The following is a 24,649-nucleotide window of genomic DNA, read 5'->3' as shown; positions in this document are numbered from 1 at the left end:
TTCATTTCTATGAAATTACTTTTCTCTTTATCAAAGCTAAATTTGTAAATATGATTATTTAAAAAGCATCTCATCGTTCTCAAGATAAGATGCTTTTTGATAATTATTATATTATTTTAAATAGACTTTATAATTGAGTCTTTGTGTTTCCCTGGATGAACGAGCTGATAATACGTATGGGAAGTTAATCCGTAAAAGACCCCGTATAGGACGACAAAACCTATCGTAACAGCTAAAAAGCTAAACTGAACCAACATAATATCTCGAACGGCTACTAAACGAAGAAGTGCTTGTAAGATTTTAGAAGCAATAGCAATATTTGCTAAAGCAAATAAGATCGGCAACAAGAATATGGTGAGAATTTGCCGGCGAATGGTTTGTTTGATTAGAGAGTCAGGTAATCCGATTTGCCCCATAATAACAAATTTTTCGTGATCTTCTTGCCCTTCTGAGATTTGCTTATAATAGAGCATAAGCCCTACTCCAATCACTAAAATCAAACCAACGACTAATCCTAAAAAGAGCAACCCCCCATCTAATTCATAAATCAACTTAGCTTTTTCTTTTCTGGAACTTATGGAGAGATGATACTCTTTTTCAAGTTCCTCTTTATGTTTATCGAGTTCTTCGCTGCTCCCTTTAACATTGAAACTCAAGGAATACTTAGGACCTTCTATAGTCGGTTTATGGTTAACTTCTACTTTCAGATTGTAAAAATCATTGAATTGATCTAAAGGCACAGAGTCTGGAAAAACAATAAGGAAGTGATCAACTGCTAAACCCGTATTCAAAAAATCCTCAGTAATGGGCTGAACTTTAAAAGACTTATCCATGATAGTTAGTTCTTTGAGATCAGCTTTTTCCTTAGTGGTGGCAGTCATTAAGACTTTCCCCTTTTCCAAGTGGAAATTTTGATGATAGTAGTCATTAAAATCACTGAGTGAAAGTGCACGAAGAGCATAAATTTGTCTTTCATTGATGGAAGAACTATCAACTTCGTTAATGTTCGGGAGCTTTTCTAATTTTTCACCTTGGACATAAACAAATTCTAAATATTCTTGTGTGATAGTGGCGTCTTGGACCTTAGCATAGTCTTTAACTTGACCCAATACGTGATTTAAGGTGTCCTTATTCCCTTCTTGTGCTTCTTCATTTTGAACAAAGGTATAGTCATAAGCATTTGAGTGATTAATTTGATCTTCTATGCCGCGATAAACAGATAGGGTTAATCCGAGTGTCAGCAAAATTCCCGTACATAAAATAGAAATGCTAGCTAAGGAGATGGCGTTGGACTTCATTCGAGAGAGCATGCCTGAAATCGACAGAAAATGAACGGGACGATAGTAGAAGGAGCGATGGCGTTTCAATCCTTTTAAAATCATGATAGTCACAGACATAAAGATGCCATAAGTTCCTACCATAACTAAAAGAATAGCCACTAAAATCATTTGCAAAGCAGAAAGGACATTGTCTGCGTGGGTTAGAGCGATATAATAGCCACTCCCTACTAAGAGGAGTCCTACAAGTCCTAATAATTTTTTCGATCGTGGTTCTTTCTCCCCAACATGTTGTGTATGAAGTAATTCTACAGGAGACAGCCGATAGATGGACCAAGAGTTCAAAAAATGACATAGGCATAAAGTAACCGCTACAAGCCCTAAAGTGATAAGGACACTATTCCACTTAAAAGGATAATCCATTAGAGTAGCTCCAGTATCATTCATTAATTTGTTTAAGCCCATAAAAATGAGTTTTCCCAATAAATGACCACCTATCGTAGAAAAAAGAGCTAAACAGACAAATTGTAGCATTTTTTCTTTGGCTAAAATTCCCCTAATATGTCGCTTTTCTAACCCTAAGACTGTATAAAGGCCGAATTCCTTTCGCCGCTGTTTATGGTAAAAATTATTGGCGTAAAGGACAAAAATCATCGTTAGGGCAGTCACTAAAATGATCGCTATCTTGATCAACATAGGTAACATTTCATGTCGCTTGTTCACGTATTCGTTATTCATCAAAGATATCAGAATATACTCCAAACTGAACATGCTTCCACTGGACAAAATAAAAGGAAGGCTTAAATGTTTTAAAGTTCCAAGTTGTTGAAAAGCAAATTTCCAAGAGAGTCCCCTTCGCATCTTAAGCTCCCCCTTTGTTTAAAAGAGAAAGTGCATTTGCAATCCGCTCTTGATAATTTCGATTAGAATCCTCTCCACGGTAGAGTTCATTATAGAGGACGCCATCCTTAATGAAGAGTACTCGTTGACTGTATGCTGCTGAACGAACAGAATGTGTCACCATCAATAAAGTGTTCCCTTGTGCGTTAATTTGCTGAAAGAGGGTCATGATCTGGTCAGAAGTATGTGAATCCAAAGCGCCTGTCGGTTCATCCGCTAAGATAATCTCTGGTTGCGTAATGAGCGCACGAGCGATGGCTATCCTCTGTTTCTGACCGCCAGATATTTCAAAAGGATACTTATCCAAGAATTGTTCAATTCCTAATGAGGGAGCTAACTGGCTCAATCTTTTATCCATTTCTCTAAGAGATACATTTGATAAGACCAGAGGGAGTAAAATGTTATCTCGATTGTTAAAAGTATTTAAGACATTGAAATCTTGAAATACGAATCCTAATTTTTCGCGTCTGAAAGCAGCAACTTCCTTTTCTTTTAATTGAGTGATATCTCTTCCATTTAAAAGAACCTGACCGTGGGTGGGGTGATCTAACGTCGCAATAATGTTAAGTAGAGTTGATTTTCCAGAGCCGGATTCCCCCATAATAGCCACAAATTCTCCTTTTTTGACAGTTAAGTCAATTTGACGAAGCGCTATAGTTTGACCGCTTCCTTTACCATAGACTTTTTGTAAGTCTTTCACTTCTAAAAACATGTTCTTTCCTCCTTTGGTTCTGTTTATTTCTTTAAGTGGTTATAAACAGTATATGCCTTCTATAAAAGGGAAGCTTTGCGCTTAACTAACAAAAAAGCTCTTAACCTTACACTTTTGTAAGGGAGAGCTTTTGATTATTCAAAGTGAATTTGTCGATGGAGTTCTATCGTAAAGCATGTACCCTTCCCTAAGCTAGAGGAAACATAAACAGGTTGATTTAAGTAGCCTTCTATTTGTTTAACCAGAAAGAGCCCTAGTCCGGATGACCTTTGATTCATAGCGCCGTTATAGCCGGAAAAACCTTTATAAAAAATTTTTGGAAGATCTGCATCCAAAATTCCTATGCCAGAATCTTGAATACGGAGTAATCCTATCTTCTCTGATTGAATATGATAATCTATCCAAATATCCCCTTTTGAGGTATATTTAAGAGCATTGTTTAAAACTTGCTCGATCATGAGACTGGTCCATTGATTATCTGTGACGACTTCATCCAGGATGGGCTGATAATGTAAGTGAATTGATTTGTCAATAAAAAATAAACGATATTTTTTGAGAAGAGGAGCTAGAAGTTGATCCAAAGGTACTTTTGTTATGGTTAACTGAGCGGACGGATTTTTCAATTTAAGGTAGCTCATGGCCATATTGGTATAATTTTCAATCATAATCAGCTCTTGCCTTAACAAAGTAATGCGGTTTTCTTGCTCACTGTTCAAAAGAAGATCACAGGCTGTTAGGGGCGTTTTGATTTGATGAACCCAAGTGATAAAGTAATCTTCCATCTCTTGGTAATTTTTCTTGGATTGGTAAGTTAACTGCTTCAGCTGATCTTGACTCTCTTTTAATTGGTCTTGGAGGGATCGTTGCTTCTTAAAGAATAAAAAACTAAATGCCAAATAAATCCCCACCAAAAATAAACTAAGCTCAGCCCCCAATCGATAATAGGCCCAATTGCCATCTATTAAATAAAAAATAAGGGCAAATATTCCTAAAGGCTCTCCGACTAGTAAAAGTCTTGACCAATATATCTTCAAAAACGCTTTAAACATGTCTATGCCCTTCTTTCATTGATCGGTTCGAAAGACTAACCGATAACCGTAATTCTTCTTCGTTTCAATCACTTGTGTTAGTCCTAGAGTGGCTAATTTTTTGCGTAAGCGAGACATATTGACGGATAAGGTATTGTCATCAATGTAGTCATCCCCTAGCCAACAGTTTTCCATCAAGGTTTGTCTTTTAATAAACTTTTCGGGTTCTTTAAAGAGAGGCTCTAAAAGTTTGAGTTCCGTTCCCGTCAAAGTCAATGACTGATCATGGTAAGATAGGCTTCCTTGACTTAGAGATAAGGTGATCGCTTGGTAAGTCAGTTGTTGAATATCCATGGAAAACTGATAAGATCGTCTTAGAAGTGCCTGGATTTTGGCCACTAAGAGCGTTAAATCAATGGGCTTTTGAATGTAATCGTCTGCTCCCATCTGCATAGCCATCACCATATCCATAATTTCTGTTCGAGAAGAAATAAAGAGAATGGGAACTTTTGAAATTTCTCGAATCTTTTGACACCAGTAGTAGCCATTAAAAGTGGGTAAATTCACATCCATTAAAATAAGCTTGGGTGCTATCTCTTGAAATAAATGAACAATATTTGAAAAATCATCGGCTATTACTCCATCGAATTGCCATCTCCTTAAGGTTTTTTGTAGGGTCTGGGCAATGATTTGGTCGTCTTCTACAATGAGAATTTTCATGGACTAACCTCCTTAACAGTCTCCAGTTTTCGTATAGCTATCAAATAATTTGCTTTTATTGTACCATGTTATGCTCCTTCTCTTTAAGTCCATCTCAAAGAAAGGGACATTTTCCCTTCTCTACCTGCTTTTTACAACAAAAAAGCCCTATTCGAAGGGAATAGGACGCTTAAAAAAGATCTATTATTCCTGATTAACCTTCAAAAGCAGCGGTTAATGGAGGAATAATTTGTTTTTTACGAGAAACGATACCAGGTAAAGCCATTTGATGGTCGCTAAGCGTGCTGTTGAAGGCTTTTTCGAAGAAACCAGCGAGGGCATCATCCCCAACCAGTAAACCTTCTGAATCGTTGGTTAAGATATTGGTAATCACTAAGAAGAAGGCATCGTAATGGTTTTCTTGGTTGAAGTTTTCCATAGTTTTGAGCACTTCTTCTTTACGTTTGAGCACGTCTTTGACATCGACGCAGTTTACTTGACCTACTCGAATTTCTTTGCCTGCAATGGTGAAGGATTTAGCATCGCCGTCTACGATGCTTTCAGTTGTCCGATCATCCACGTTAGCCCCTGCTCTTAGCATTTCATGCCCATATTCTTCATCGTTAACATCCGCAATCTTGGCTAATTCCTTAGCAATCGCTACATCTTGATCGGTGCAGGTTGGGCTAGAATAAAGAAGGGTATCGGAAATAATCCCGGATAACATTAAGCCGGCAATATCTTTAGGAATAGCAAGGCCATGTTCTTTATAGAGGCCATAGATGACAGATTGAGTACATCCGTAAGGTTTAGCTACATAATAAAGTGGTGCAGCAGTTTCAAAGTTTCCGACTTTATGGTGGTCTACAACAGAGTAAACAGTTACTTCTTGAATATCTGAAATAGATTGTTGGAATTCGTTGTGATCTACAAGAGCAACGGTATCTGTCTCTTCGCTCGCCTTGTTCACCACACGAAGTTTTGTATGATGAAAGTGTTCTAAGGCATAGTTCGTTTCGGCATTTGATTCTCCTAGAGCAACTGGCTCAGCTGCTACTCCTATTTGGTTGAGTAAATAAGCATAAGAAATGGCGCTACTAATGGCATCAGTATCTGGATTTTGATGACCAAAAACTAAAACTTTTTTCACATTTATCCCTCTATTCTATAAGCATTCACTTTTATTATTTTAACATAGATCCCCTTTCATGACTACTCATAGCCAAGGAATCCCAGGGAATTTTAAAAGATTAGTGTTATTTTTCAGAGGATGGGTCCCCTTCTATTGCCTCTTGATAAGGCAAAGGAAGTACGCGGAGTAAGGAACCGAATGTCTCTTCGTCTACCAGGCTAGTGCCGTTGGAATAGCGCTGATTGAGAGGAACGTCACCTGCTTGAACTTGGAGGAGTTCCCCGTTTGAGCCATAGAGCTCATAGACTTCTGTCTCAGAACGTACGCCTAAGGCTTCAACGAGACGATGAGGTTTGCTTTTGATCTCTTTGAAGACCATAAGTCCACGCTTAGCCCGTGTCATGGGTTGAATGTCCCCCCATACCATTCGCTTCATGAAGCCCCGCTGACTGGCAATCAAGATCTGATCCTTATCTTGAGGAGCATCATGGTAAACGAAATTAACGACATGGTCCCCTCCTTTGAGATTCATCGCGATAACGCCCTTGGCCTTGAGTCCTACTTGACTAATTTCAGCTACTGGATAGCGTAAGCTAAAGCCCAAATGGGAGAAGAGAATCACCTCGGCTTGGTCTTTTTGACTCTCTGTAACGAGATAGGCATTCACGACTTCGTCGAGCGTATCTTGAAGTTTCATGGCTTCTTGTGTTTTGGTTTTATGGGTGCGGAAGGTCTTGAATTGAGCAAGTGGGGTTTGCTTAATCATCCCGCCTCGACTGGCCATTACCACACAAGATGTAGACTGGGCATCTGCAGGAAAGACTTGAATGAGTTTTTCATCATTGCCCAAATTAATCCGTTGAGAGAGATGTTCGCCGAGGTCTTTCCAGCGGAGTTCCTGTAATTCATAGACAGATTGATAGATATAATTTCCTTTATTCGTAAGGAAAATAAGATTATCTAGGGTAGAATGTTGAGCGAGATAGAGCACGTGGTCCCCTTCTCTTAGACCGAGGTCTTTGAAATTGGAGGACTGGTAGCTTCTCAGTCCGGTTCGTTTCACATAGCCTTCTCGTGTGACAATGGTCATCACTTGTTCATCAGGAATAAGAAATTCTTTCTTAATTTTAAGTTCTTCGACTTCTTCTTCAATGACCGTTAAACGAGGTTTGCCGTAGTGTTTCTTCACGGCTTTGAGTTCTGATTGAATCAATTTCATCATGACGCCCTCGTCCTCCAGAATCTTTTGGAAGTTAGCGATCGCTTCATTCAAAGCCAATTTTTCTTCTTGGAGGGCGGTAATATCTGTATTAGTTAACCGATATAACTGCAAGGAAACGATGGCTTCGGCTTGCACTTCGCTAAAGCCAAACTGTTTCTTCAAGTTTTCTTTAGCATTCGATTTATCTTTACTTTGACGGATAAGGGCGATGACGTCATCCAAAATAGAGATCGCTTTAATTAAGCCTTCCACGACATGACGCCGCTTTTCAGCTTTTTTCAAGTCAAAGAGCGTCCGACGTCTGACGATCTCTTTGCGGTGGGCGATATAAGCCCTTAACATGGCTAAGAGTCCGACTTGTTCAGGACGTTGCCGGTTGATAGCCACCATATTGAAGTTGTAATTGATCTGGAGGTTGGAATATTTATAATAATATTGCAAAATCTGTTGACTGTCCGCATTCTTTTTTAATTCGATGACGATTCTTAGGCCTTCTCGGTCACTCTCATCCCTGACTTCAGCCACGCCCTCAATGCTATGGTTCAAGCGAAGTTCGTCCATCCTTCTCACGAGATCCGCCTTATTCACTTCAAAAGGCAGTTCCGTAATCACGATCTGCTCCCTTCCCCCTCTGAGACTTTCGAGGGTGCTCTTGGCGCGGACAACTACCTTCCCTCGGCCCGTTTGATACGCTTTGAGGAGTTGATGTTTACCTTGAATAATTCCTCCTGTTGGGAAATCTGGTCCGGGTAAAAAGGTCATTAATTTCTCTAAGGAAGCTTGGGGATGGCCGATCAAGTAGATTACCGCATCAATCACTTCCGCTAAGTTATGTGGGGGAATTTCCGTAGCATAACCTGCTGAAATGCCTTGGGCCCCATTCACCAAAAGATTAGGGAAAGCAGCGGGTAACACTGTTGGCTCTTCTTCTGTATCATCAAAGTTTAACATCATCTCTACTGTCTTCTTGTTGAGATCATTCAGTAATTCTTCGGCAATTTTAGAAAGGCGAGCTTCGGTATACCGCATGGCTGCTGCTGGGTCTCCATCCATCGACCCATTATTCCCGTGCATATCGATGAGAGGCATTCCGTTCTTCCAGGACTGGCTCATCCGAACCATTGCCTCATAAACAGAGGAATCGCCGTGGGGGTGATAATTCCCAATAACATTACCGACTGTTTTGGCGGATTTACGGAAGGGATGGCTGGCATCATTGCTTTCGTGATACATGGCGTAGAGAATTCGACGTTGAACAGGCTTGAGGCCATCTCGAATATCTGGGAGCGCACGATCTTGGATAATGTATTTGGAATAACGTCCAAATCGGTCTCCCATCACTTCATCTAAACTCAGTTCTTGAATATCAATACTCATGGCCTACTCCTCTCCAAATAAAGACATTTGTCCGTTTTTATCATAGTGATTCTCCTCACCAGTGGCAGCCTTTCTCTTCGATGAGGAAGCTGAACTTGCTCCATGGGCAGACGGTTCCTTGGAAAAATCTTTGGTGTAGGAAGAATCTTCTTGAGTGACTTGTTCGAGAAGTTGATCTTTTTCATCCATGGTAAATTGAACGTTTTTCTCAATCCATTCTCTTCGGGGCTCCACTTGGTTTCCCATCAAGACAGAGACTCTCTTTTCAGATAAAGCTAAATCATCTAAGGTTACCCTTATCAAAGTTCTCTTATCAGGATCCATGGTCGTATCCCACAATTGGTCGGCGTTCATTTCTCCTAACCCTTTGTAGCGTTGAAGGATGTAACCCTTTCCGACAGACTGAGTAGCCGTCTTCAATTCTTCATCGGTCCAAGCATAGCGAATGATTTCTTTTTTGCCCTTCCCCTTAGATACCTTATAGAGAGGCGGCATGGCAATATAGATTCGGCCGGCTCCTAACAAAGGTCGCATATACCGATAGAAAAAGGTCAACAGAAGGATTTGAATATGGGCCCCATCGGTATCCGCATCGGTCATGATAATGACTTTGTCGTAGTTGGCTTCTTCCAACTTAAATTCTGCCCCAACACCCGCACCAATGGTATAGATAATTGTATTAAGTTCTTCATTTTTCAAGACATCGTCCAGTCCCGCCTTTTCTGTGTTAAGCACTTTTCCTCGCAAAGGAAGGATGGCTTGGAACTTACGATTTCTTCCTAATTTGGCAGAGCCTCCCGCAGAATCCCCTTCGACTAAAAAGAGTTCGTTCTTTTTAGAATTTTTGCTTTGAGCGGGGGTTAATTTCCCAGATAAAATGGTCTCTTTGCTCTTAGTTTTCTTGCCTGATCGACTCTCTTCTCTTGCCTTACGCGCTGCTTCTCTAGCTTGTCTCGCCTTAAGGGCTTTTTTGACTAACATTTGAGCGGTTTCGCCGTTTTCAATCAGATAGATCACTAACTGTTCACTGACCATATTTTCAACAGCCGGTCGTGCTTGAGGGGTTCCGAGTTTCCCTTTAGTTTGCCCTTCAAATTGTAGAATTTCTTCAGGAATTCGAACGGATAGAACAGCCGTAAAGCCTTCTCTGACGTCGCTGCCTTCTAAGTTCTTTTCTTTAGGTTTGATGAGATTGACTTTTCTGGCGTATTCATTGAAGGCCTTCGTCATGCCAGATTTTAGGGCAGTTTCATGACTCCCTCCGTCTGGGGTACGCACATTATTGACGAAAGAGAGAATGTTTTCAGAATAGCCATCGTTATATTGGAAGGCTAATTCCATCTCAATAGCAAAGGCTTTGTCTGTCTCTTGAAAATAGAGAGTATCTGTGAGAGTATCCTTGCCTTCGTTCAAGTAGTCAATAAATTCAACAATCCCTTGCTCATAGTGAAAGACTTCTTCGACTTGCTTTCGCTCATCTTTGAATTGGATGGTTAATCCCTTCGTTAAAAAAGCTTTTTCTCTAAGATTTTCTGCAATAATTTCCGTATTGAATTGAGCTTCGCCAAAAATTTCAGGATCAGGATGAAAATGAATTTTTGTCCCTGTTTTGGAAGATTTGAGCGATTGAGTTTGCGGACGTTTAGGTTGACCGCCTTGATAGAAGCTCTGTCGATAGATTTTGTGATCTCGATGGACTTCAACATCTAACTGATCAGATAAAGCATTCACCACACTTGACCCTACCCCGTGCAGACCGCCAGAGGTTTTATAGGCATTCTCTGTAAATTTCCCTCCAGCATGTAAAACCGTTAAAATAACTTCGACAGTGGGTTTTCCAGTGGCATGTTTTCCGATTGGCATCCCACGTCCGTTATCGACAACTGTCACGCTGTTATCTGTATGAAGAGTGACCGCAATGTGGTCACAGAATCCTGCTAAGGCTTCATCAATCGAATTATCAACAATTTCATAAACCAGATGATGGAGCCCCCTAAAATCTGTCGATCCAATATACATTCCTGGGCGCTTGCGAACCGCTTCTAGGGCCTCCAGAATTTGGATAGAGGATTCATCATATTTATTTTGAGATTTTTTTGGCATAGTGTGTTTGCTCCTCAATTTCATAGGGTTTTGTTTTATTAAAGTGGTTAAAGAATAGCGCGACTTTCCTAAATAATCAACCCCTACTTTCTTTTAAGAGATCATGAAGGGGGAAATAGAAAAGCCCTGAGTCTTCTTTTGAGAAAACTTATGCTATACTATACTTACCTCGTTGAAAGGACTAATACTTATGTTAATCAATAGTTTTGCTTTGATCTGTTCCTATCTTCTGGGATCCATCCCTTCTGGACTCTTGATTGGACAGTCATTTTATCATACGGATATTCGCCAATATGGATCAGGAAATATTGGAACAACCAATGCTTTTCGAGCTTTAGGTGTTAAGGGAGGCCTTTTCGTTTTTATTTGTGACCTCTTAAAGGGCTTTTTGCCGGTAATTTTCTTAAGAAATCTTCCAGGCATTACTTGGCCCCTCTTGGCATTCGGCTTGGCCGCTATTGTGGGACATAGCTTTTCTATTTTCCTTGCTTTTAAAGGAGGAAAAGCAGTGGCTACAAGCTTTGGTGTGGGCTTAGCGATTGCTCCTGTTCTTCCTTTAGCTTCGATTGGGGTTTTCTTCATCGTTCTTTATATCAGTCGAATGGTATCCCTCTCTAGCGTTTTGGCGATGGTCTTTGCCTCCTGTTTTGTATGTATATACCCAGATGGGCTACTTCGAGCCTTTATCTGGACGGTCAGTCTTTTGATCATTGTTCGTCATCATACGAATATTCAGCGCATCCTCAAGGGAACCGAATCTAAAGTTCCTTTTGGACTCGGCTATCGCAAAGAGCAAGAGAAAAAATAAGCAAAAAAAATCGCGACGACATTCCCGGCGCGATTTTTTTATTTAAACTTCTTCCGCTAAGCGTTTCTTCAAGTAGTTTAAATTGTCCATAGTGCGCGTATCAATATGGGTTCCCTTCATTCCCAACGATCGAGAAGAAAAGACGCCCGCTGATTCCATCTTTCTTAAAGCATTGACGATTACAGATCGTGTGATATTTTCTTCTTTGGCAATTTTAGAAGCTGTGATGCGAACACGTGGCTCGTGAACATCTTTGAAAATGACATAGAGGGCGTTTAATTCTGAATAAGATAGAGAACTGATCGCTAGATCGACTTCTTGACGATGTTTTTCTTGCTCTCTCACTCGGCGCCGTTGAATAAAAATCATTTCCATAGCCAAGATAGTCCCTACATATTCGCCTAAGATTAAATCCAGATCCGTAAAACTCTCGTGTGGTCGAGCAAGAATCAGGTAACCCATTTTTTGACGTTTTTCATAGATAGGAATAATCGTGGTATTTCCTTCTTGATATTGGTCACGTCTCTCTAAAGCAAAAATGGTTCGATCATCTGTAATTGGAATATTAGCCACGGTATTGACGATTAAGGCAAGACTTTGGAGATAACGGGGATCCAATTGCCTCGCTTCCATCATCGCTTGTGTGCGTTCGCTATTAACTTCTTCATAAGAAGCAAAATATCCCAATAACTCTCCAATTTCACTGATTAAGTATGCATTAGATTGTAGCGAAATTGCCAAAAATTGGACTAGTTTTTGAAAAGGAAGGTTATCCATTGTATTCTTATCATAAATATTGCCTTCACGTACAACGGCATTAATATCGCGTATTTTTTCTAAAACCTGCTTTTCAGTTATAGGTTCCATATATTTCCTCCTATGAATTAATTAGGTCCTTTTCGAGTAGATGTCGGAAAATACTTTAAGTAATTCTCTCTTAAATTTTCCTTGGAAAGATGGGTATAAATCTGAGTAGAAGAAAGTGAGCTATGTCCAAGCAACTCTTGGACCGTTCGAATATCTGCTCCATGATTTAAAAGGTGGGTTGCAAAAGAATGACGTAACTTATGGGGATGAATAGAAAGAGAGCTGGCGCTTTTCTTAACGACTTGATCAAGAATATAGCGCACACCTGCTGTCGTAAGTGCTCCCCCTCTTGCGTTCACAAAGACCCACTGATGATTCTTATTTTGTAACAACTGTGGCCGCCCATCTGTTACATATTGAAGCAAGGCTTTTTTACAATAAGTGCCAAAGGGAACATAGCGATCCTTACTCCCTTTCCCATGTAGAAAAATCATGTTTTGGTCGAAATCTATCTGATTTAACTTTAAGCCAACACATTCACTTACCCGAGCGCCTGTCGCATACAAAAATTCAAAAAGCGCACGATTCCTCTGCTCTAAAGGAGTCCTATCCTTCAGGCTGTCTAAAATCTTGCTCAATTCTTCTTCATAGAAAAAATCAGGCAAATGCATCCCCGCTTTTGCAGATTGAATATACTTAAAAGGATTCTCCTGAACAATGCCTTGTTCCAGATAAAACTGAAAAGCCGTCCGTAAACTCGATAGATGACGAGCAAGAGAGCGGCGGCCTAAGCCCTCTCGTTGTTTTTTGCCTAAATAAATGCGAATATCTCGATATTGGAGGTCTTTAAGCTCTTTGAGCTCTAACTCTACTTGAAGGAAGTCAAAGAAGTCGTCCCAATCTCTTAAATAGGCTTTAACTGTTTCATCGCTGTATTGTCTTTCATAGGAAAGATAGTGGTGAAAAGTCTTTCTAAGTTGCGAAATATTCACTCTTTATCGCCTCGCTTACCTCATTAAATTTAACACAAGACTTCTAAAATTTCAATGAACGGCAATATCTTTTCCCTATAAAAAAACGAGGCTGTTTCTTACCTCGTTTAGGGCTCCTAGTCGTTGCCTTTTTGAATTTTTTCTTCGTAATCACAGTCTATAGAAGCACACACGACTTGTTTAGCTCCTTTTTTCTTCTTCTCAACGAGGAAGCTTTGGCACTTCGGACAATTTCTTCCAACGGGCTTATCCCAAGAAACGAACTCACAGTCTGGATACTGGCTGCACCCGTAAAAGAGACGATTCTTTTTCGATTTTCTTTCTACTACTTGACCTTGCTTACAATTTGGACAAGATACCCCAATTTCTTTAACAATGGCTTGGGTATTTCTACAATCAGGGAAATTCGAACAGGCAATGAACTTACCATACCGACCTAATTTGATAACCATCGGATAACCACATTTTTCGCAATCAAAGCCGGCGGGTTCATTTTTTATTTCGATTTTTTCCATTTCTGACTCTGCTTTTTGAACTTCTTTTAGAAATGGCTGATAGAAGGCATCAATAACTTTTACCCATTCTTTCTGGCCAGTTTCAATTTCGTCCAATTCTTTTTCTAAATAAGCGGTAAAGCCCGTATCCACAATATCTGGGAAAAATTCTAAGATTAATTGATTGACAATCTCTCCCAATTCAGTCGGTTCAAAACGACGGGCTTCTAATTTGACATAGTAACGTTTAATCAAGGTTTCAATAATAGGAGAATAGGTCGATGGACGTCCGATCTTTAATTCTTCCAAGGTCTTAATTAAGGAAGCTTCAGTATAGCGTGCAGGGGGTTGGGTAAAATGCTGATGGGAATCAATACTTTGACTTGTCACGACGTCTCCGTTTTGAAGTTCAGGTAAAAGATTTTCTTTCTCTGTTGCTTCTGGATAGACCCGAAGATAACCGGCAAATTTGAGCTTGGCCCCATTGGCTCTGAAGAAGAGATCGCCTTGAACCAAGTCACAGGCTACCGTATCATAAACAGCGGAAGACATCTCACTGGCTACAAATCGCGCCCAAATTAAGCTATAAAGTTTGTATTGATCTTTACTTAGATAAGGCTCCACTTCCTCAGGAGTCCTGAAAACGGAAGTTGGGCGAATCGCTTCATGAGCATCTTGGTCCCCTTGCCCACTCTTGGTCGAGGTCCCTTTACCAATATAATTTTTCCCGTACTTTTTGAAGATTAACTGATTGGCTTCTTGATGCGCCCCTTCTGAAACCCGCGTAGAGTCTGTACGCATATAGGTAATAAGGCCGACACTTCCGCTGTCCCCTACTTTAAGCCCTTCATAGAGTTGTTGAGCGATCATCATGGTTTTACGTGTCCTAAAACGTAAACGTTTAGAGGCTTCTTGTTGTAAGGAAGAAGTTGTAAAAGGTTTTTGAGGATGACGCCGGCGCTCCTTTTCTTGGAGGTTTTGAACTTCAAAGTTGTCCGAGTTTAAGCTAGCTAAAACTTCTTTGACAGCTTCTTCGTTCTTGAGATCTAATTTCTTATTTTTGAATTTGGCAGCTGTAGCTTCAAAGACGTTTTTCCCTTTTTTGAATTTGCCATCAATCGTCCAGTATTCTTCTGGAACAAATTGACGAATTTCGATTTCTCTATCGACAATCATCTTTAAAGCAACGGATTGTACCCGACCTGCGGATAAGCCCTTCTTTACTTTTGCCCATAAAATAGGCGATAAATTGTAACCCACTAAGCGATCTAGAATACGACGAGCTTGTTGGGCATCGACGAGGTCTTTGTCGATAGAACGAGGATTTTTAATGGCTTCTTTAACAGCTTCTTTTGTAATTTCATTGTAAGTGACACGAATAGCACTTTCCGGATCTAAGTCTAAAATATAAGCTAAATGCCAAGCGATCGCTTCTCCTTCTCTATCTGGGTCGGATGCGAGATAAACTTTATTCGCTTTTTTAGCTTCTTTTTTTAAATCTTTAATAATCGGTCCTTTGCCGCGGATAGTGATGTAGTGAGGGGCATAGTTCTCTTCAATATCTATCCCCATATTGCTCTTAGGGAGGTCTCTAAGGTGGCCCTTGCTGGCAACTACTTTATATTTTCTACCGAGATATTTCTCAATAGTCTTGGCCTTAGTAGGAGATTCTACGATCACTAAATCTTTCTTGTTTTTTGAATTTGTTGTTTTTGCCAAGGAGATGTTCCTTTCTTAAATAGGTATTAAACGCTTATCATAATAGGAGATTTTTTTTTACTTGTCAAATGACTTTTTTATTAATGAAAGCATTTAACACTGGTTATTCTTCAAATTTCAAGTATAGGACTTCTCCTGAACACAAAAATACTTTTAATAGAGATGGTATTGTTCCAAAATATCTTCCGCCTGAAGAACGGGCAAGGCGCCTGCTTGGATCAATTGGTTACACCCCTCATGGCATTCATCAAGCACACTCCCAGGAACTGCCATTACCTCTCGATTGGCTTGAAGCGCATAGTTAGCAGTAATTAAGGAGCCACTTCTTTTCTTGGCTTCTATAACTAAGGTAGCTGAGGATAGCCCGGCAATCGTTTCATTACGGTAAGGGAAATGCCAAGGCTTTACACCAGCATAAAGGGGCAGGATACTGACTAAGAGGTAATTCTTAGCGATGAGCTGCTGAATCTCTTGATGGGAAGAAGGATAAACATGAGCAAGTCCCGTTCCAATCACAGCAATCGTCTGGCCGCCCCCTTCAATAGCCGTCCTATGCGCTTGAACATCGACCCCATAGGCAAGACCTGACACGATGGTTAATTCTTGAAGACAGGGAGTAATCAGGTAGTCGATCACTTGCTTAGCCTCTTGACTGGCTTTTCTACTTCCTACAACAGATAGGCAAGGTGTATGGAGCCATTGCCACTGGCCTTGCGTGAAGAGGACGAGAGCTGGCCGATAGGATTCTTGGAGAAGTGGCGGATAATTCCAATCAAAATAGGTAATCGGATGAATGTGACGTTTTTGATATTCCTTAAGATAATGTGAAAAGGAATAGTCCTCAAAAAAAGCCATTAGACGAGGGAAGTACCTCTTCTCCCCTAATTGTCTTTGGACAAGAGAGAAGAGGTCTTCTTTTTCTAAGGCTTCTTTAAAAAGACTTACCCGGTCCATGTAACCGACTAAGCCGGATTCTGTAAGATAAATTAATAATTGACGTGCGCGTTCTAAGTCATCTGAGACACTAGAAATTTCTGATAACATTTTGAATCCCCCTTCTTAAAATGTATCCGCCAAAAAGGTAAATTTTTCTAGGATACATTTCAAGAAAGAGGGAATTTTTTAAAGATAGGCTTTAACAGGAGCAAAAGTCTTGCGATGAATCGGACAAGGTCCGTAAGCAGCAAGCGCTTCTAAATGTTCCTTAGTCCCATAACCAAAATGATGATCGAAGCCGTATTGAGGATACTGTTTGGCGTAAGCTCTCATCAAGTCATCCCGATATTCCTTAGCCAGGATAGAAGCGGCTGCAATACAATAGACCGTCGCATCCCCTTTTATGGGATGTTGACTAGGGACGCTTAGTCCTTCCAATCCTACCGCATCAATTACGGCATAGTCACAAGCGGGCTGTAAGGCTTGGAGACTGGCCTTCATAGATTTTTTTGTTGCTTCCAAAATATTAATGGCATCAATCACCTCTGGCCCCTGTACATCGATAGCATAGGCAATCGCGTAGGTTTTAATGGCTTGAACCAGTTCCTGACGCTTAGCATGGGAAAGCCGCTTAGAGTCATCAAAAGCAACCAAAGGCATATCTTCTGGTAAGATAACAGCAGCCGTAACCACTGGCCCCGCTAAAGGTCCTCTTCCGACTTCATCTACCCCTGCAATATAACGATAGCCTTCTTGGTGGAGTTGGCTTTCTAATTTGCGAAGAGAGAGAAGATGGTGGGTTTCTTCTTGGGCCTTGGCACACCTTCTGTCATAACTTTTCAAAGCTTTTTGAACAGTTTTTCGTTCATCCTTTCGCCATTGGAGGACCTTATCTGAATTAATTAGTTTCAAATCTTGAGTGAGGTAGGCTTGGATGGTGGCTGCTGATTCTTTCATATTAAATCTCCTCTTTCTCATAAACCATCAGGTAATCTTCAAAACGATCGAGAGTGACCGGAGCGATGCGTCCTTCTCTTAATTCTCGAATCAACCAATCACTTGCTCGTTCATAGTCATCCTTCATCCCAAGCTTTTCGGTGAGGGTCATCAATAAGTCAGGGTAAGGTGGACAAGCTTCCTCTTCTGTTAAATGACACCGTTCCCTTAAGGCGGATGGATAATAGTCCAACAAGAATTCTAAAGCAAACAGAGCGATATCGTCACTATAGTAATGAGTATCTTTGATGGCTCCTGTTAAAGCGAGTCGCTTACCCACTTCTTCATCTTCAAATTTCGGCCAGAGAATGCCTGGCGTGTCTAATAAGGCAAAGTCCTTATCGATTTGAATCCATTGTTGTCCCTTAGTGACTCCAGGTTTATTCCCCACTTGAGCGATCTTTTTTTGAGTTAATTGGTTAATGAAGGTAGATTTTCCAACATTAGGAATTCCGACCACCATCAAGCGAATCAGCTTGTGCTTCATGCCCTTCTTCAGCCATTTTTCCCGTTCATCTTGGGTAATGGCTAGTAAGTCCTTTCTAAAACGTTTGATGGCATTCGGATTCTTACTATCTAGAGCCAGCACGTCTGTTTCTTGACCTTTTAAGCCCTTCATCCAAAGTTTTGTCTGCGCTGGGTCTGCCAAATCAGACTTGTTCAGCACAATAATTCGACGTTTGTTACCGATGATGTGGTCAATTAAAGGGTTTTTACTGCTTTCGGGAATCCGCGCATCCCTTAGTTCAATCACTGCATCTACTGCTTTTAACTGCTCCTGAACTTGTCGCTTGGCCTTAGCCATATGTCCAGGGAACCATTGAATTGTTGCCATATTTTCACCTCGTTATTCATACAAAAAGGCAGCCAAAAATGAACTGCCTTTCTATACGTTCCTTAATTCACACGGCCAAATTCACTCAAAGGCCATATCCGCCAGTGGACATTCCCATAAAGCAAGTCTTTTTTGACGGTTCCAAAGTAGCGTCCATCCTTAGAAACTGGTCGATTATCCCCTAAGACAAAGTATTCCCCTTCAGGAACCTTTTCCTGTCCGATAATATCCTTCAAAGAAAAATCTTGAGTCACTTTTTTTCCTGGATTTTTGTCTTTTAAGGTTTTTAAGTAAGGTTCTTCTTCGGGCTTGCCATTAATATAGAGCTGATTATTTTTGTACTCTACGGTATCTCCCGGCATCCCAATTACCCGCTTGATGTATTTGTCGCCACTCTTATCAGGCGCATCTAAGACCACGATATCAAACCGTTTGATGTCCCCCATCCGGTTGACCACTAAATGTTGGTTATTAACAGTAGTTGGGAGCATAGAATCTCCCTTGACTGTAAATTGAAACCCTACAAAATGCCGAATCCCTACATATAAAAGTAAAGATAAAGCAATAATAATAATAAATTCTCCAACAGCATCAATGAATTTTCTCATAATCCTATCCCTTCTAATGATTCCTCAATAAATCCACTGCTTTTTGCTTTTGTTGATCATTCGCTTGCAGGGTTTGTTTGAGAACTTGGATTAATTTTAACGCAGTTTCTTGATTTATGGTAGCGGTTTGACTCAAATGATTTTCTTTTTGGAATTCCTTGACCGCTTTTTGTGTATTGGCATCATAATGTGAAGTCACTTGATCTTCTTGCAATTTGCCAAGGACTTGAAGAAATTTCTGAATATTTTTGACTTCGTCGCCTTCATCCCCCTCATGATATTCTTTCTGCGTATCAATGACATGTAAGGTCGCATAATCAGGCAGTTCTACGGTTTCATCGGGTTGAATCCCCTTTTTATGAATCCAATGACCATCTGGCGTTAACCAGTGGGCATAAGTCACTTTGAGTTTATCTTTGGGATCAAGCTTAAAGACCGTTTGAACAGTCCCCTTGCCATAGGTTTGAGTTCCTACAATAGGCAGATGGGCAGATTCTTTCAAGGCCCCTGCCAAAATTTCAGAGGCAGAAGCAGAGCCCTTGTCTACCAATAAGACGGTCGGTTCATCGATATGAAAGTCGCTATCTTTTCCAGCGGTAATAACTTTGCGTTGGCCTTCTTTATTCTCCACTTGAACAATGGTTTGTCCCTTCTTCAAGAAGAAGTTAGCAATCTGAACAGCGGAAGTCAATAAGCCCCCAGGATTGCCCCGAACATCGACAATAAAGGATTTCACGCCTTGTTTTCTAAGCTCTGTGACAGCTGTTCGTACATCTGCAGCGGTTGGCTCAGAAAAGGTAGAAATTTGAATATATCCGATTTCTGGATGGTCAGCTATTTTTTCGCTATGCACCGTTTGAAGGGGCACTTTGCCTCTTTTGATGGTGACAGATTGTTCGCTATCTCCCCTTCGAACGACGAGTTGGACCTCACTTCCTGCTTCTCCACGTATCATTTTAGCAGCTTCGGCGGGTGTCTTGCCGGATAAGGATTGACCATCTGCACTGACCAAGACATCATGCGGTTGAATGCCTGCTTTCTCAGCAGGACTCCCCTTAATCGGACTAATCACGACAATTTCTTGGTGATCAGAACTAATCTGGGCCCCTATGCCTTCAAAATTCGCTTCCATGGTCTGATCCAAATCTTTAGAGTCCTCCTCTTGTAAGTAAGCGGTATAAGGATCTCCGAGAGACTTGGTCATAGCTTCAATACCAGAATTGATCATTTTTTCACGGTCAATGTTCCCCATATATTGTTTGTTCAAAACTGTAAAAGCTCGCTGAATTTTCTGTAATTCTGGAAGAGTGAAACAGTCTCCGTCCAAACTTTCCCAGGGCGAAAGTCCTGTATTCCAGTAATTCGTTGCGGAAAAAGTCACCACAGCAGTGAGGAGGATCGCCCCTCCGATTTGAACGGATCTCTTTTTCAAAAATTTGAGAAGGAAGTGTTTTTGAAGTAGGGGTTGCGTTGAAGATGTTGCCTCTGATTCCTTTGTATTTATATTTTGCGTTTGTTTGGATGTATTGAGTGATTCTTTGGGTTGATCTGCTTGCATTCGGGTCACTTCCTTTCTAAGTTAGTCATTGTTGAGATAAGCTTTCCAGACGTCATCAAAAGTTCCTACAAAGTGAGAATAACGACTGTTTAATTCGATATAATCACTTAATTGGTGAAACTCCGTAGAAGATTTTGGAAAATCGCTATCTAAATAAATTAATTCTGCCAGTTCCTCTACTGCTGTTGGATGCTGAGCAGAGGGATTTCGATATTTCTGTACATATTGATAAAAAGGACGCAAAACCATGCCTTCTTTCTATTTACTTGCTTATGTTGGGATGAGGAAGCTCTAAATCAAGCAAGACTTGATTCTTTTCCCAATCGATCTGGAAATCCTTAAGGACCGCTCCCTTCACCGAAAGATCTGTCAATCTTAACTCTAAACGTCCAGGAACAGACGTCGCGTGTAAAAATTTATCCTGGGAAAAATATCCCTTCACGGCTGGCCAATAAACCTGTAAAGGAATCTCAAGGTCTCCAATTTTAAAATGGCTCATATCAAAGCAAAGATTCTTCTTTTCATTAGTAAGAGGTATGAGGCCGACACTATAAGTGACTCTTCGGTTCATGATCACGCTCTGCCCCCTCAAAAGCAATTGATTTTCTTGGCGTTGAATATCAAGATCGGGATGTGCTTCTTCAATCAAAGTCAGTAAATCATCCACTTCTAAATGAGCATGTACTGGCAGAGCTTGAAGAGAGGAAGAAACTTCCTTTTCTTTAGGAGAGGCAGATAAGGGTTGAGTCTCTGACATAAAAAGGACATAGCTTCCCAAAAGGCCTAACAAAAGAAGAGAAAGGAGAGTTAGAAAAGCAAATTTCCAACCATTTCTGTGCTTTGTCATGGTTTAGGATTCTCTTTTCTCCGCCAAAATTCAAATTGATGGGTCAGAAAATTTTTCTCGTCTTGCTGCCCTTCTTCGACTTTATAACATTCAAAATCTTGGAGGTCTGGTAAGAATTGCGTATCTCCCTCTATATCTTCTTGAATATTGGTAATGAGTAGTTGGTCGAAATCTTCCCAGAAAAGGCGATAAATCGTTGCTCCGCCGATTACCATCACTTCTTCTTTTTCTTGAAGAGTAAGGATCGTTTGCTTATCAGTAATCACCTGTAAATTGTCAAACTTCCCTTCCCAAGTCGCTTTAAAATCTTCTTCTTGAGTTAAAACATAATTCGTTCGATGAGGAAGTGGACGACATCCCATCGATTCAAAAGTCCTTCGCCCCATCACGACACTTTTGCCGAGCGTTTGTTGCTTAAAGAAACGCATATCATTAGGGAGAGACCAAGGCAAAGCATTATCTTTTCCTATAATTCCATTTTTGGCGTGAGCCCAAATCGCTGTTAACATGAACTTCCCTCCTAGACGGCAACCGGCGCTTTAATCGCTGGCTGCGGATGATAGTTTTCTAAGACAATATCTTCCTTAGTGAGTTCAAACATCGACCGGTCACTATGAATCACTAACTGTGGCAATTCACCTGGTGTCCGTGTCAATTGTTCCTTCACCTGATTAAAGTGGTTATTGTAGATATGGACATCTCCAAAAGTATGTACGAAATCACCCACTTCAAGTCCCACTTCTCTAGCCAACAGATAAGTGAGCAAGGCGTAAGAAGCAATATTAAACGGCACTCCTAGGAAAACATCCCCACTCCGTTGATACAACTGACAGGAAAGTTTTCCTTCGCTGACATAAAATTGACTCAAGGTGTGGCAAGGGGGAAGGGCCATGTGAGGGACATCTTCTGGATTCCAAGCACTAAGAATCATTCGTCTGGAATTCGGATGATTCTTCAACTGATCAAGCAAGATCGCAATTTGGTCAATAGTTTTGCCGTCTCTTGTTTTCCAAGACCGCCATTGCTTTCCGTAAACATCTCCCAATTCTCCATACTGAAGGGCAAAGGTATCATCTTCTAGAATCCGTTGACAGAAGGCTTTTTTTTCTTCGAGATAAAGGGCTTTAAAGTCGGGGTCTTTCTCTGCTCTTAAGCCGAAGTCTGTCATATCTGGTCCCTGATAATCTTCACTTTCAATCCAGTTTTTAAATGCCCACTCATCCCAAATATGATTCTTATTTTCTAAGAGGTAACGAATATTCGAATCCCCTCTCAAAAACCACAAAAGCTCAGATTTAATCAGGCCAAATGCGACTTTTTTCGTCGTTAAAATGGGAAATCCTTCTTGCAGGTTAAACCGCATCTGATAGCCAAAAACAGACCGGGTACCGACACCTGTTCGATCTCCCTTATCGACCCCATTATCTAGAATATATTGCAGTAAATCGAGATATTGTTTCACAATTATCGGTCCTTTCCAAACTTTGATAGGCTTATTTATTGAGCTAATTCACTAAGATAGTCCCAATAAGTCATCTTATCTAATAATTCTTCTTGCTGGCTTTCTTTTTCTTTTTGGAGGTCTGCTAGCTTTCCATAATCAGACCCACAGGCCATCATTTCCTCATCTATGGCTTGAATACTTTCTTCTAAAGCCATAATGTCCTCTTCAATGGTTTCCCAATCTTTCTTCTCTTGGTAGGTCATCTTCTTTTTAGGCTTATCCGTTTTTGCGGATGCTTTAGTGGAAGACTTCGGCTGGCTTTCTTTCTGTTTTTTGCTTTCTTCTTTTTTGACGACTTGATAGTCGGAATAATTGCCATAGAAGAGTTGGCAGTGATGATCTGTTGCGATTAATAACTTGTCAACGACCTTATCCAAAAAGTAGCGATCGTGGCTCACGGTGATGACCGCCCCTGGGAAAGTCTTGAGATAATCTTCTAAAACCGTCAAGGTGTCAATATCTAAATCATTGGTCGGTTCATCTAAAAACAAGACATTCGGACGAGACATCAGAAGCTTCAAGAGATAGAGCCGCTTCTTCTCTCCACCTGATAATTTACCGATAAATTGACCATGCGTTTGCCGATCAAAAAGGAAGGTCTCCAACATTTGAGAAGCTGAAAGTTTTCGCCCATCTGAATAGACAAATTCATCCGCGACTTCCTGGATATAAGTAATGACCCGTTTGTCTTCTGGAAGGTTATCTGGAAGTTGTTGGAAATAAGCTAACTTCACCGTACTTCCTAAGTCTATCGTCCCTTCTAAGCAAGGAATAAGCCCAGCAATCGTATGAAGGAGAGAGGTCTTGCCGACGCCGTTTCCTCCAATAATACCGATTCGGTCACTCTTTTGAATTAAAAGATTAATATCTTCCAAAAGCGGCTTGTCTTTATCATAGCCGACAGAAACATGGTCCAGAGTGATTACTTTCTTACCTAACCGCTCTTGATCCAAATCGATGGTCAAGTTTTGCCGGGTAAGGGTTGGTTGGTTAAGACTTTCTTTGAGGTCTTCGAAGCGATGAATTCGTGCTTCTTGCTTGGTACTTCTCGCTTGAGCCCCCTGCCTCATCCAAGCCAGTTCCTGTTTGTAAAGTTTTTTCTGCTTTTCGCGGGTGGACTGGGCTACTTCACATTCGATGGCACGCTTATCCAGATAATCTTGGTAGTTGCCGTGATACTCTCTCAATTCTCCACCCTCTAAAGCAAAAATACGCTTAGAGATCCGATCCAAAAAGTACCGATCATGGGTAACGACAATCACCGATTTTTTGTATTGGCCGATATAGTTCTCTAACCATTCCACCATTTCAAAATCCATATGGTTGGTCGGTTCATCCAAAAGCAAGAGGTCTGGCTCATCAATGAGAACCTTCGCCATTCCCACGCGCCGTTTTTGTCCTCCACTCAATTGACCGATCGGTTGATAGATATCTTTGATCTGTAATTTCGAAAGAATGGTTTGAATCTTGGTCTCTAATTGCCACCCGTTCTTAGTATTCATGGCTTGCTCACAACGTTTATAGGCTGCTTGTTTTTGCGGATCATCTGGAGCCTTGGCTAAGTCATTAGCGGCTTCTTCATAAGCACGAACCACTTGAACCAAGGGGCTATTCGACATATAAACCGCTTCAAAAACGGTTTGTTGGTCATCCAGATTCGGATCTTGTTTCACCAAACCAATCGTAAAATCGTTTTGATGATCTACTTCTCCGCTATCTACACTGTCATAGCCGGCAATAATTTGCAAAAGCGTCGATTTTCCAGAACCATTAGGCCCGATGAGACCTATATGATCTCCCTCTCGTACTAAGAAGGATACCTCTTTTAAAATATCCTTGATGCCGTAGCTTTTACTCCAATTCTTTGCTAGATAATCACGCAAAACGCATCGCTCCTCTTCTAACATTCTGTTTTATTTTATCATAATTTCCAACGAAACGAAGCCTACCACCCGTCGACTTACATTTTTTTTAGAAGTTTCTTTCATTTTCTTCAAAATCGTCCCGCTCACTTAAAATTGCGGATAAAAAAAGTCGATCCAGAAATTTCTTTCACGACTTTTCTTGGCTATTCTATTTTAGCACAGGCCACTTT

Annotated in this window: 21 protein-coding genes; 1 reads left to right on the top strand and 20 read right to left on the bottom strand. The window is 40.7% G+C overall.

Annotation, left to right across the window (positions count from 1 at the left end; all coding sequences use genetic code 11):
• Nucleotides 1-116 precede the first annotated feature (116 nt).
• The 7 genes from AWM71_RS07320 to parE all read right to left on the bottom strand — a co-directional run bounded on the left by AWM71_RS07320 (nt 117) and on the right by parE (nt 10,450).
• Nucleotides 117-2,138 carry an FtsX-like permease family protein gene (locus AWM71_RS07320; protein WP_060777319.1) on the bottom strand — a complete coding sequence of 674 codons (2,022 nt, stop codon included), beginning with the start codon at nt 2,136-2,138 and terminating at the stop codon, nt 117-119.
• 1 nt (nt 2,139) lies between these two features.
• Nucleotides 2,140-2,889, bottom strand: a complete 750-nt coding sequence (locus tag AWM71_RS07315) for an ABC transporter ATP-binding protein (RefSeq protein ID WP_060777318.1) — start codon at nt 2,887-2,889, stop codon at nt 2,140-2,142.
• A 134-nt stretch (nt 2,890-3,023) separates the two neighbouring features.
• Nucleotides 3,024-3,938, bottom strand: coding sequence for a sensor histidine kinase (locus AWM71_RS07310; RefSeq protein ID WP_060777317.1), 915 nt, complete (start codon nt 3,936-3,938; stop codon nt 3,024-3,026).
• A gap of 15 nt (nt 3,939-3,953) precedes the next feature.
• The gene (locus tag AWM71_RS07305) at nt 3,954-4,637 is read right to left on the bottom strand and encodes a response regulator transcription factor (RefSeq protein ID WP_060777316.1); all 684 of its coding nucleotides are present in this window, start codon (nt 4,635-4,637) and stop codon (nt 3,954-3,956) included.
• Nucleotides 4,638-4,830: 193 nt separating this feature from the next.
• Nucleotides 4,831-5,766, bottom strand: coding sequence for a manganese-dependent inorganic pyrophosphatase (locus tag AWM71_RS07300; protein WP_060777315.1), 936 nt, complete (start codon nt 5,764-5,766; stop codon nt 4,831-4,833).
• 106 nt (nt 5,767-5,872) lie between these two features.
• Nucleotides 5,873-8,347, bottom strand: coding sequence for a DNA topoisomerase IV subunit A (parC, locus tag AWM71_RS07295; RefSeq protein ID WP_060777314.1), 2,475 nt, complete (start codon nt 8,345-8,347; stop codon nt 5,873-5,875).
• Nucleotides 8,348-8,350: 3 nt separating this feature from the next.
• On the bottom strand, nt 8,351-10,450 hold the full coding sequence (gene parE / locus AWM71_RS07290) for a DNA topoisomerase IV subunit B (RefSeq protein ID WP_082632765.1): 2,100 nt from the start codon (nt 10,448-10,450) through the stop codon (nt 8,351-8,353).
• 190 nt (nt 10,451-10,640) lie between these two features.
• Between parE and plsY the strand changes: the two genes are divergently transcribed.
• On the top strand, nt 10,641-11,258 hold the full coding sequence (gene plsY / locus AWM71_RS07285; RefSeq protein WP_060777312.1) for a glycerol-3-phosphate 1-O-acyltransferase PlsY: 618 nt from the start codon (nt 10,641-10,643) through the stop codon (nt 11,256-11,258).
• A gap of 42 nt (nt 11,259-11,300) precedes the next feature.
• Here plsY and AWM71_RS07280 read toward each other — a convergent pair whose 3' ends face one another.
• From AWM71_RS07280 to AWM71_RS07220, 13 genes are all read right to left on the bottom strand, one after another.
• Entirely contained in the window at nt 11,301-12,125 is an 825-nt protein-coding gene (locus AWM71_RS07280) for a hypothetical protein (protein ID WP_060777311.1), read from the bottom strand.
• A gap of 17 nt (nt 12,126-12,142) precedes the next feature.
• Nucleotides 12,143-13,057, bottom strand: a complete 915-nt coding sequence (locus AWM71_RS07275) for a tyrosine recombinase XerC (RefSeq protein ID WP_236701124.1) — start codon at nt 13,055-13,057, stop codon at nt 12,143-12,145.
• A gap of 116 nt (nt 13,058-13,173) precedes the next feature.
• Complete coding sequence (topA, locus tag AWM71_RS07270) at nt 13,174-15,270, bottom strand: type I DNA topoisomerase (RefSeq protein WP_060777310.1); 2,097 nt, start codon at nt 15,268-15,270, stop codon at nt 13,174-13,176.
• A gap of 153 nt (nt 15,271-15,423) precedes the next feature.
• Nucleotides 15,424-16,314, bottom strand: a complete 891-nt coding sequence (gene dprA, locus AWM71_RS07265; protein ID WP_060777309.1) for a DNA-processing protein DprA — start codon at nt 16,312-16,314, stop codon at nt 15,424-15,426.
• A 78-nt stretch (nt 16,315-16,392) separates the two neighbouring features.
• Nucleotides 16,393-17,163 (bottom strand): ribonuclease HII, encoded by a 771-nt coding sequence (locus AWM71_RS07260; RefSeq protein WP_082632766.1) that lies wholly within the window; start codon nt 17,161-17,163, stop codon nt 16,393-16,395.
• Between the two features lies 1 nt (nt 17,164).
• The gene (ylqF, locus tag AWM71_RS07255; RefSeq protein WP_060777307.1) at nt 17,165-18,037 is read right to left on the bottom strand and encodes a ribosome biogenesis GTPase YlqF; all 873 of its coding nucleotides are present in this window, start codon (nt 18,035-18,037) and stop codon (nt 17,165-17,167) included.
• 62 nt (nt 18,038-18,099) lie between these two features.
• Nucleotides 18,100-18,645 carry a signal peptidase I gene (gene lepB / locus AWM71_RS07250; protein ID WP_060777306.1) on the bottom strand — a complete coding sequence of 182 codons (546 nt, stop codon included), beginning with the start codon at nt 18,643-18,645 and terminating at the stop codon, nt 18,100-18,102.
• Nucleotides 18,646-18,658: 13 nt separating this feature from the next.
• Entirely contained in the window at nt 18,659-20,203 is a 1,545-nt protein-coding gene (locus AWM71_RS07245; protein ID WP_082632767.1) for a S41 family peptidase, read from the bottom strand.
• A 21-nt stretch (nt 20,204-20,224) separates the two neighbouring features.
• Nucleotides 20,225-20,452: a YozE family protein gene (locus AWM71_RS07240; protein WP_236701123.1), complete on the bottom strand. Its 228-nt coding sequence runs from the start codon at nt 20,450-20,452 to the stop codon at nt 20,225-20,227.
• A gap of 13 nt (nt 20,453-20,465) precedes the next feature.
• Complete coding sequence (locus tag AWM71_RS07235) at nt 20,466-21,050, bottom strand: DUF2140 family protein (protein ID WP_060777305.1); 585 nt, start codon at nt 21,048-21,050, stop codon at nt 20,466-20,468.
• Nucleotides 21,047-21,559 carry a dihydrofolate reductase gene (locus AWM71_RS07230; protein WP_060777304.1) on the bottom strand — a complete coding sequence of 171 codons (513 nt, stop codon included), beginning with the start codon at nt 21,557-21,559 and terminating at the stop codon, nt 21,047-21,049. Before AWM71_RS07230 ends, AWM71_RS07235 begins: the two co-directional genes overlap by 4 nt.
• Nucleotides 21,560-21,570: 11 nt before the next feature.
• Entirely contained in the window at nt 21,571-22,512 is a 942-nt protein-coding gene (locus AWM71_RS07225) for a thymidylate synthase (protein WP_060777303.1), read from the bottom strand.
• A gap of 35 nt (nt 22,513-22,547) precedes the next feature.
• Complete coding sequence (locus tag AWM71_RS07220) at nt 22,548-24,437, bottom strand: ABC-F family ATP-binding cassette domain-containing protein (RefSeq protein ID WP_060777302.1); 1,890 nt, start codon at nt 24,435-24,437, stop codon at nt 22,548-22,550.
• Between the last annotated feature and the right edge of the window lie 212 nt (nt 24,438-24,649).

Source organism: Aerococcus christensenii, assembly GCF_001543105.1.
Lineage (GTDB): Bacteria > Bacillota > Bacilli > Lactobacillales > Aerococcaceae > Aerococcus > Aerococcus christensenii.
Note: the sequence above shows the minus strand (reverse complement) of the source record. Positions and strands in the feature narration are given on the sequence as shown.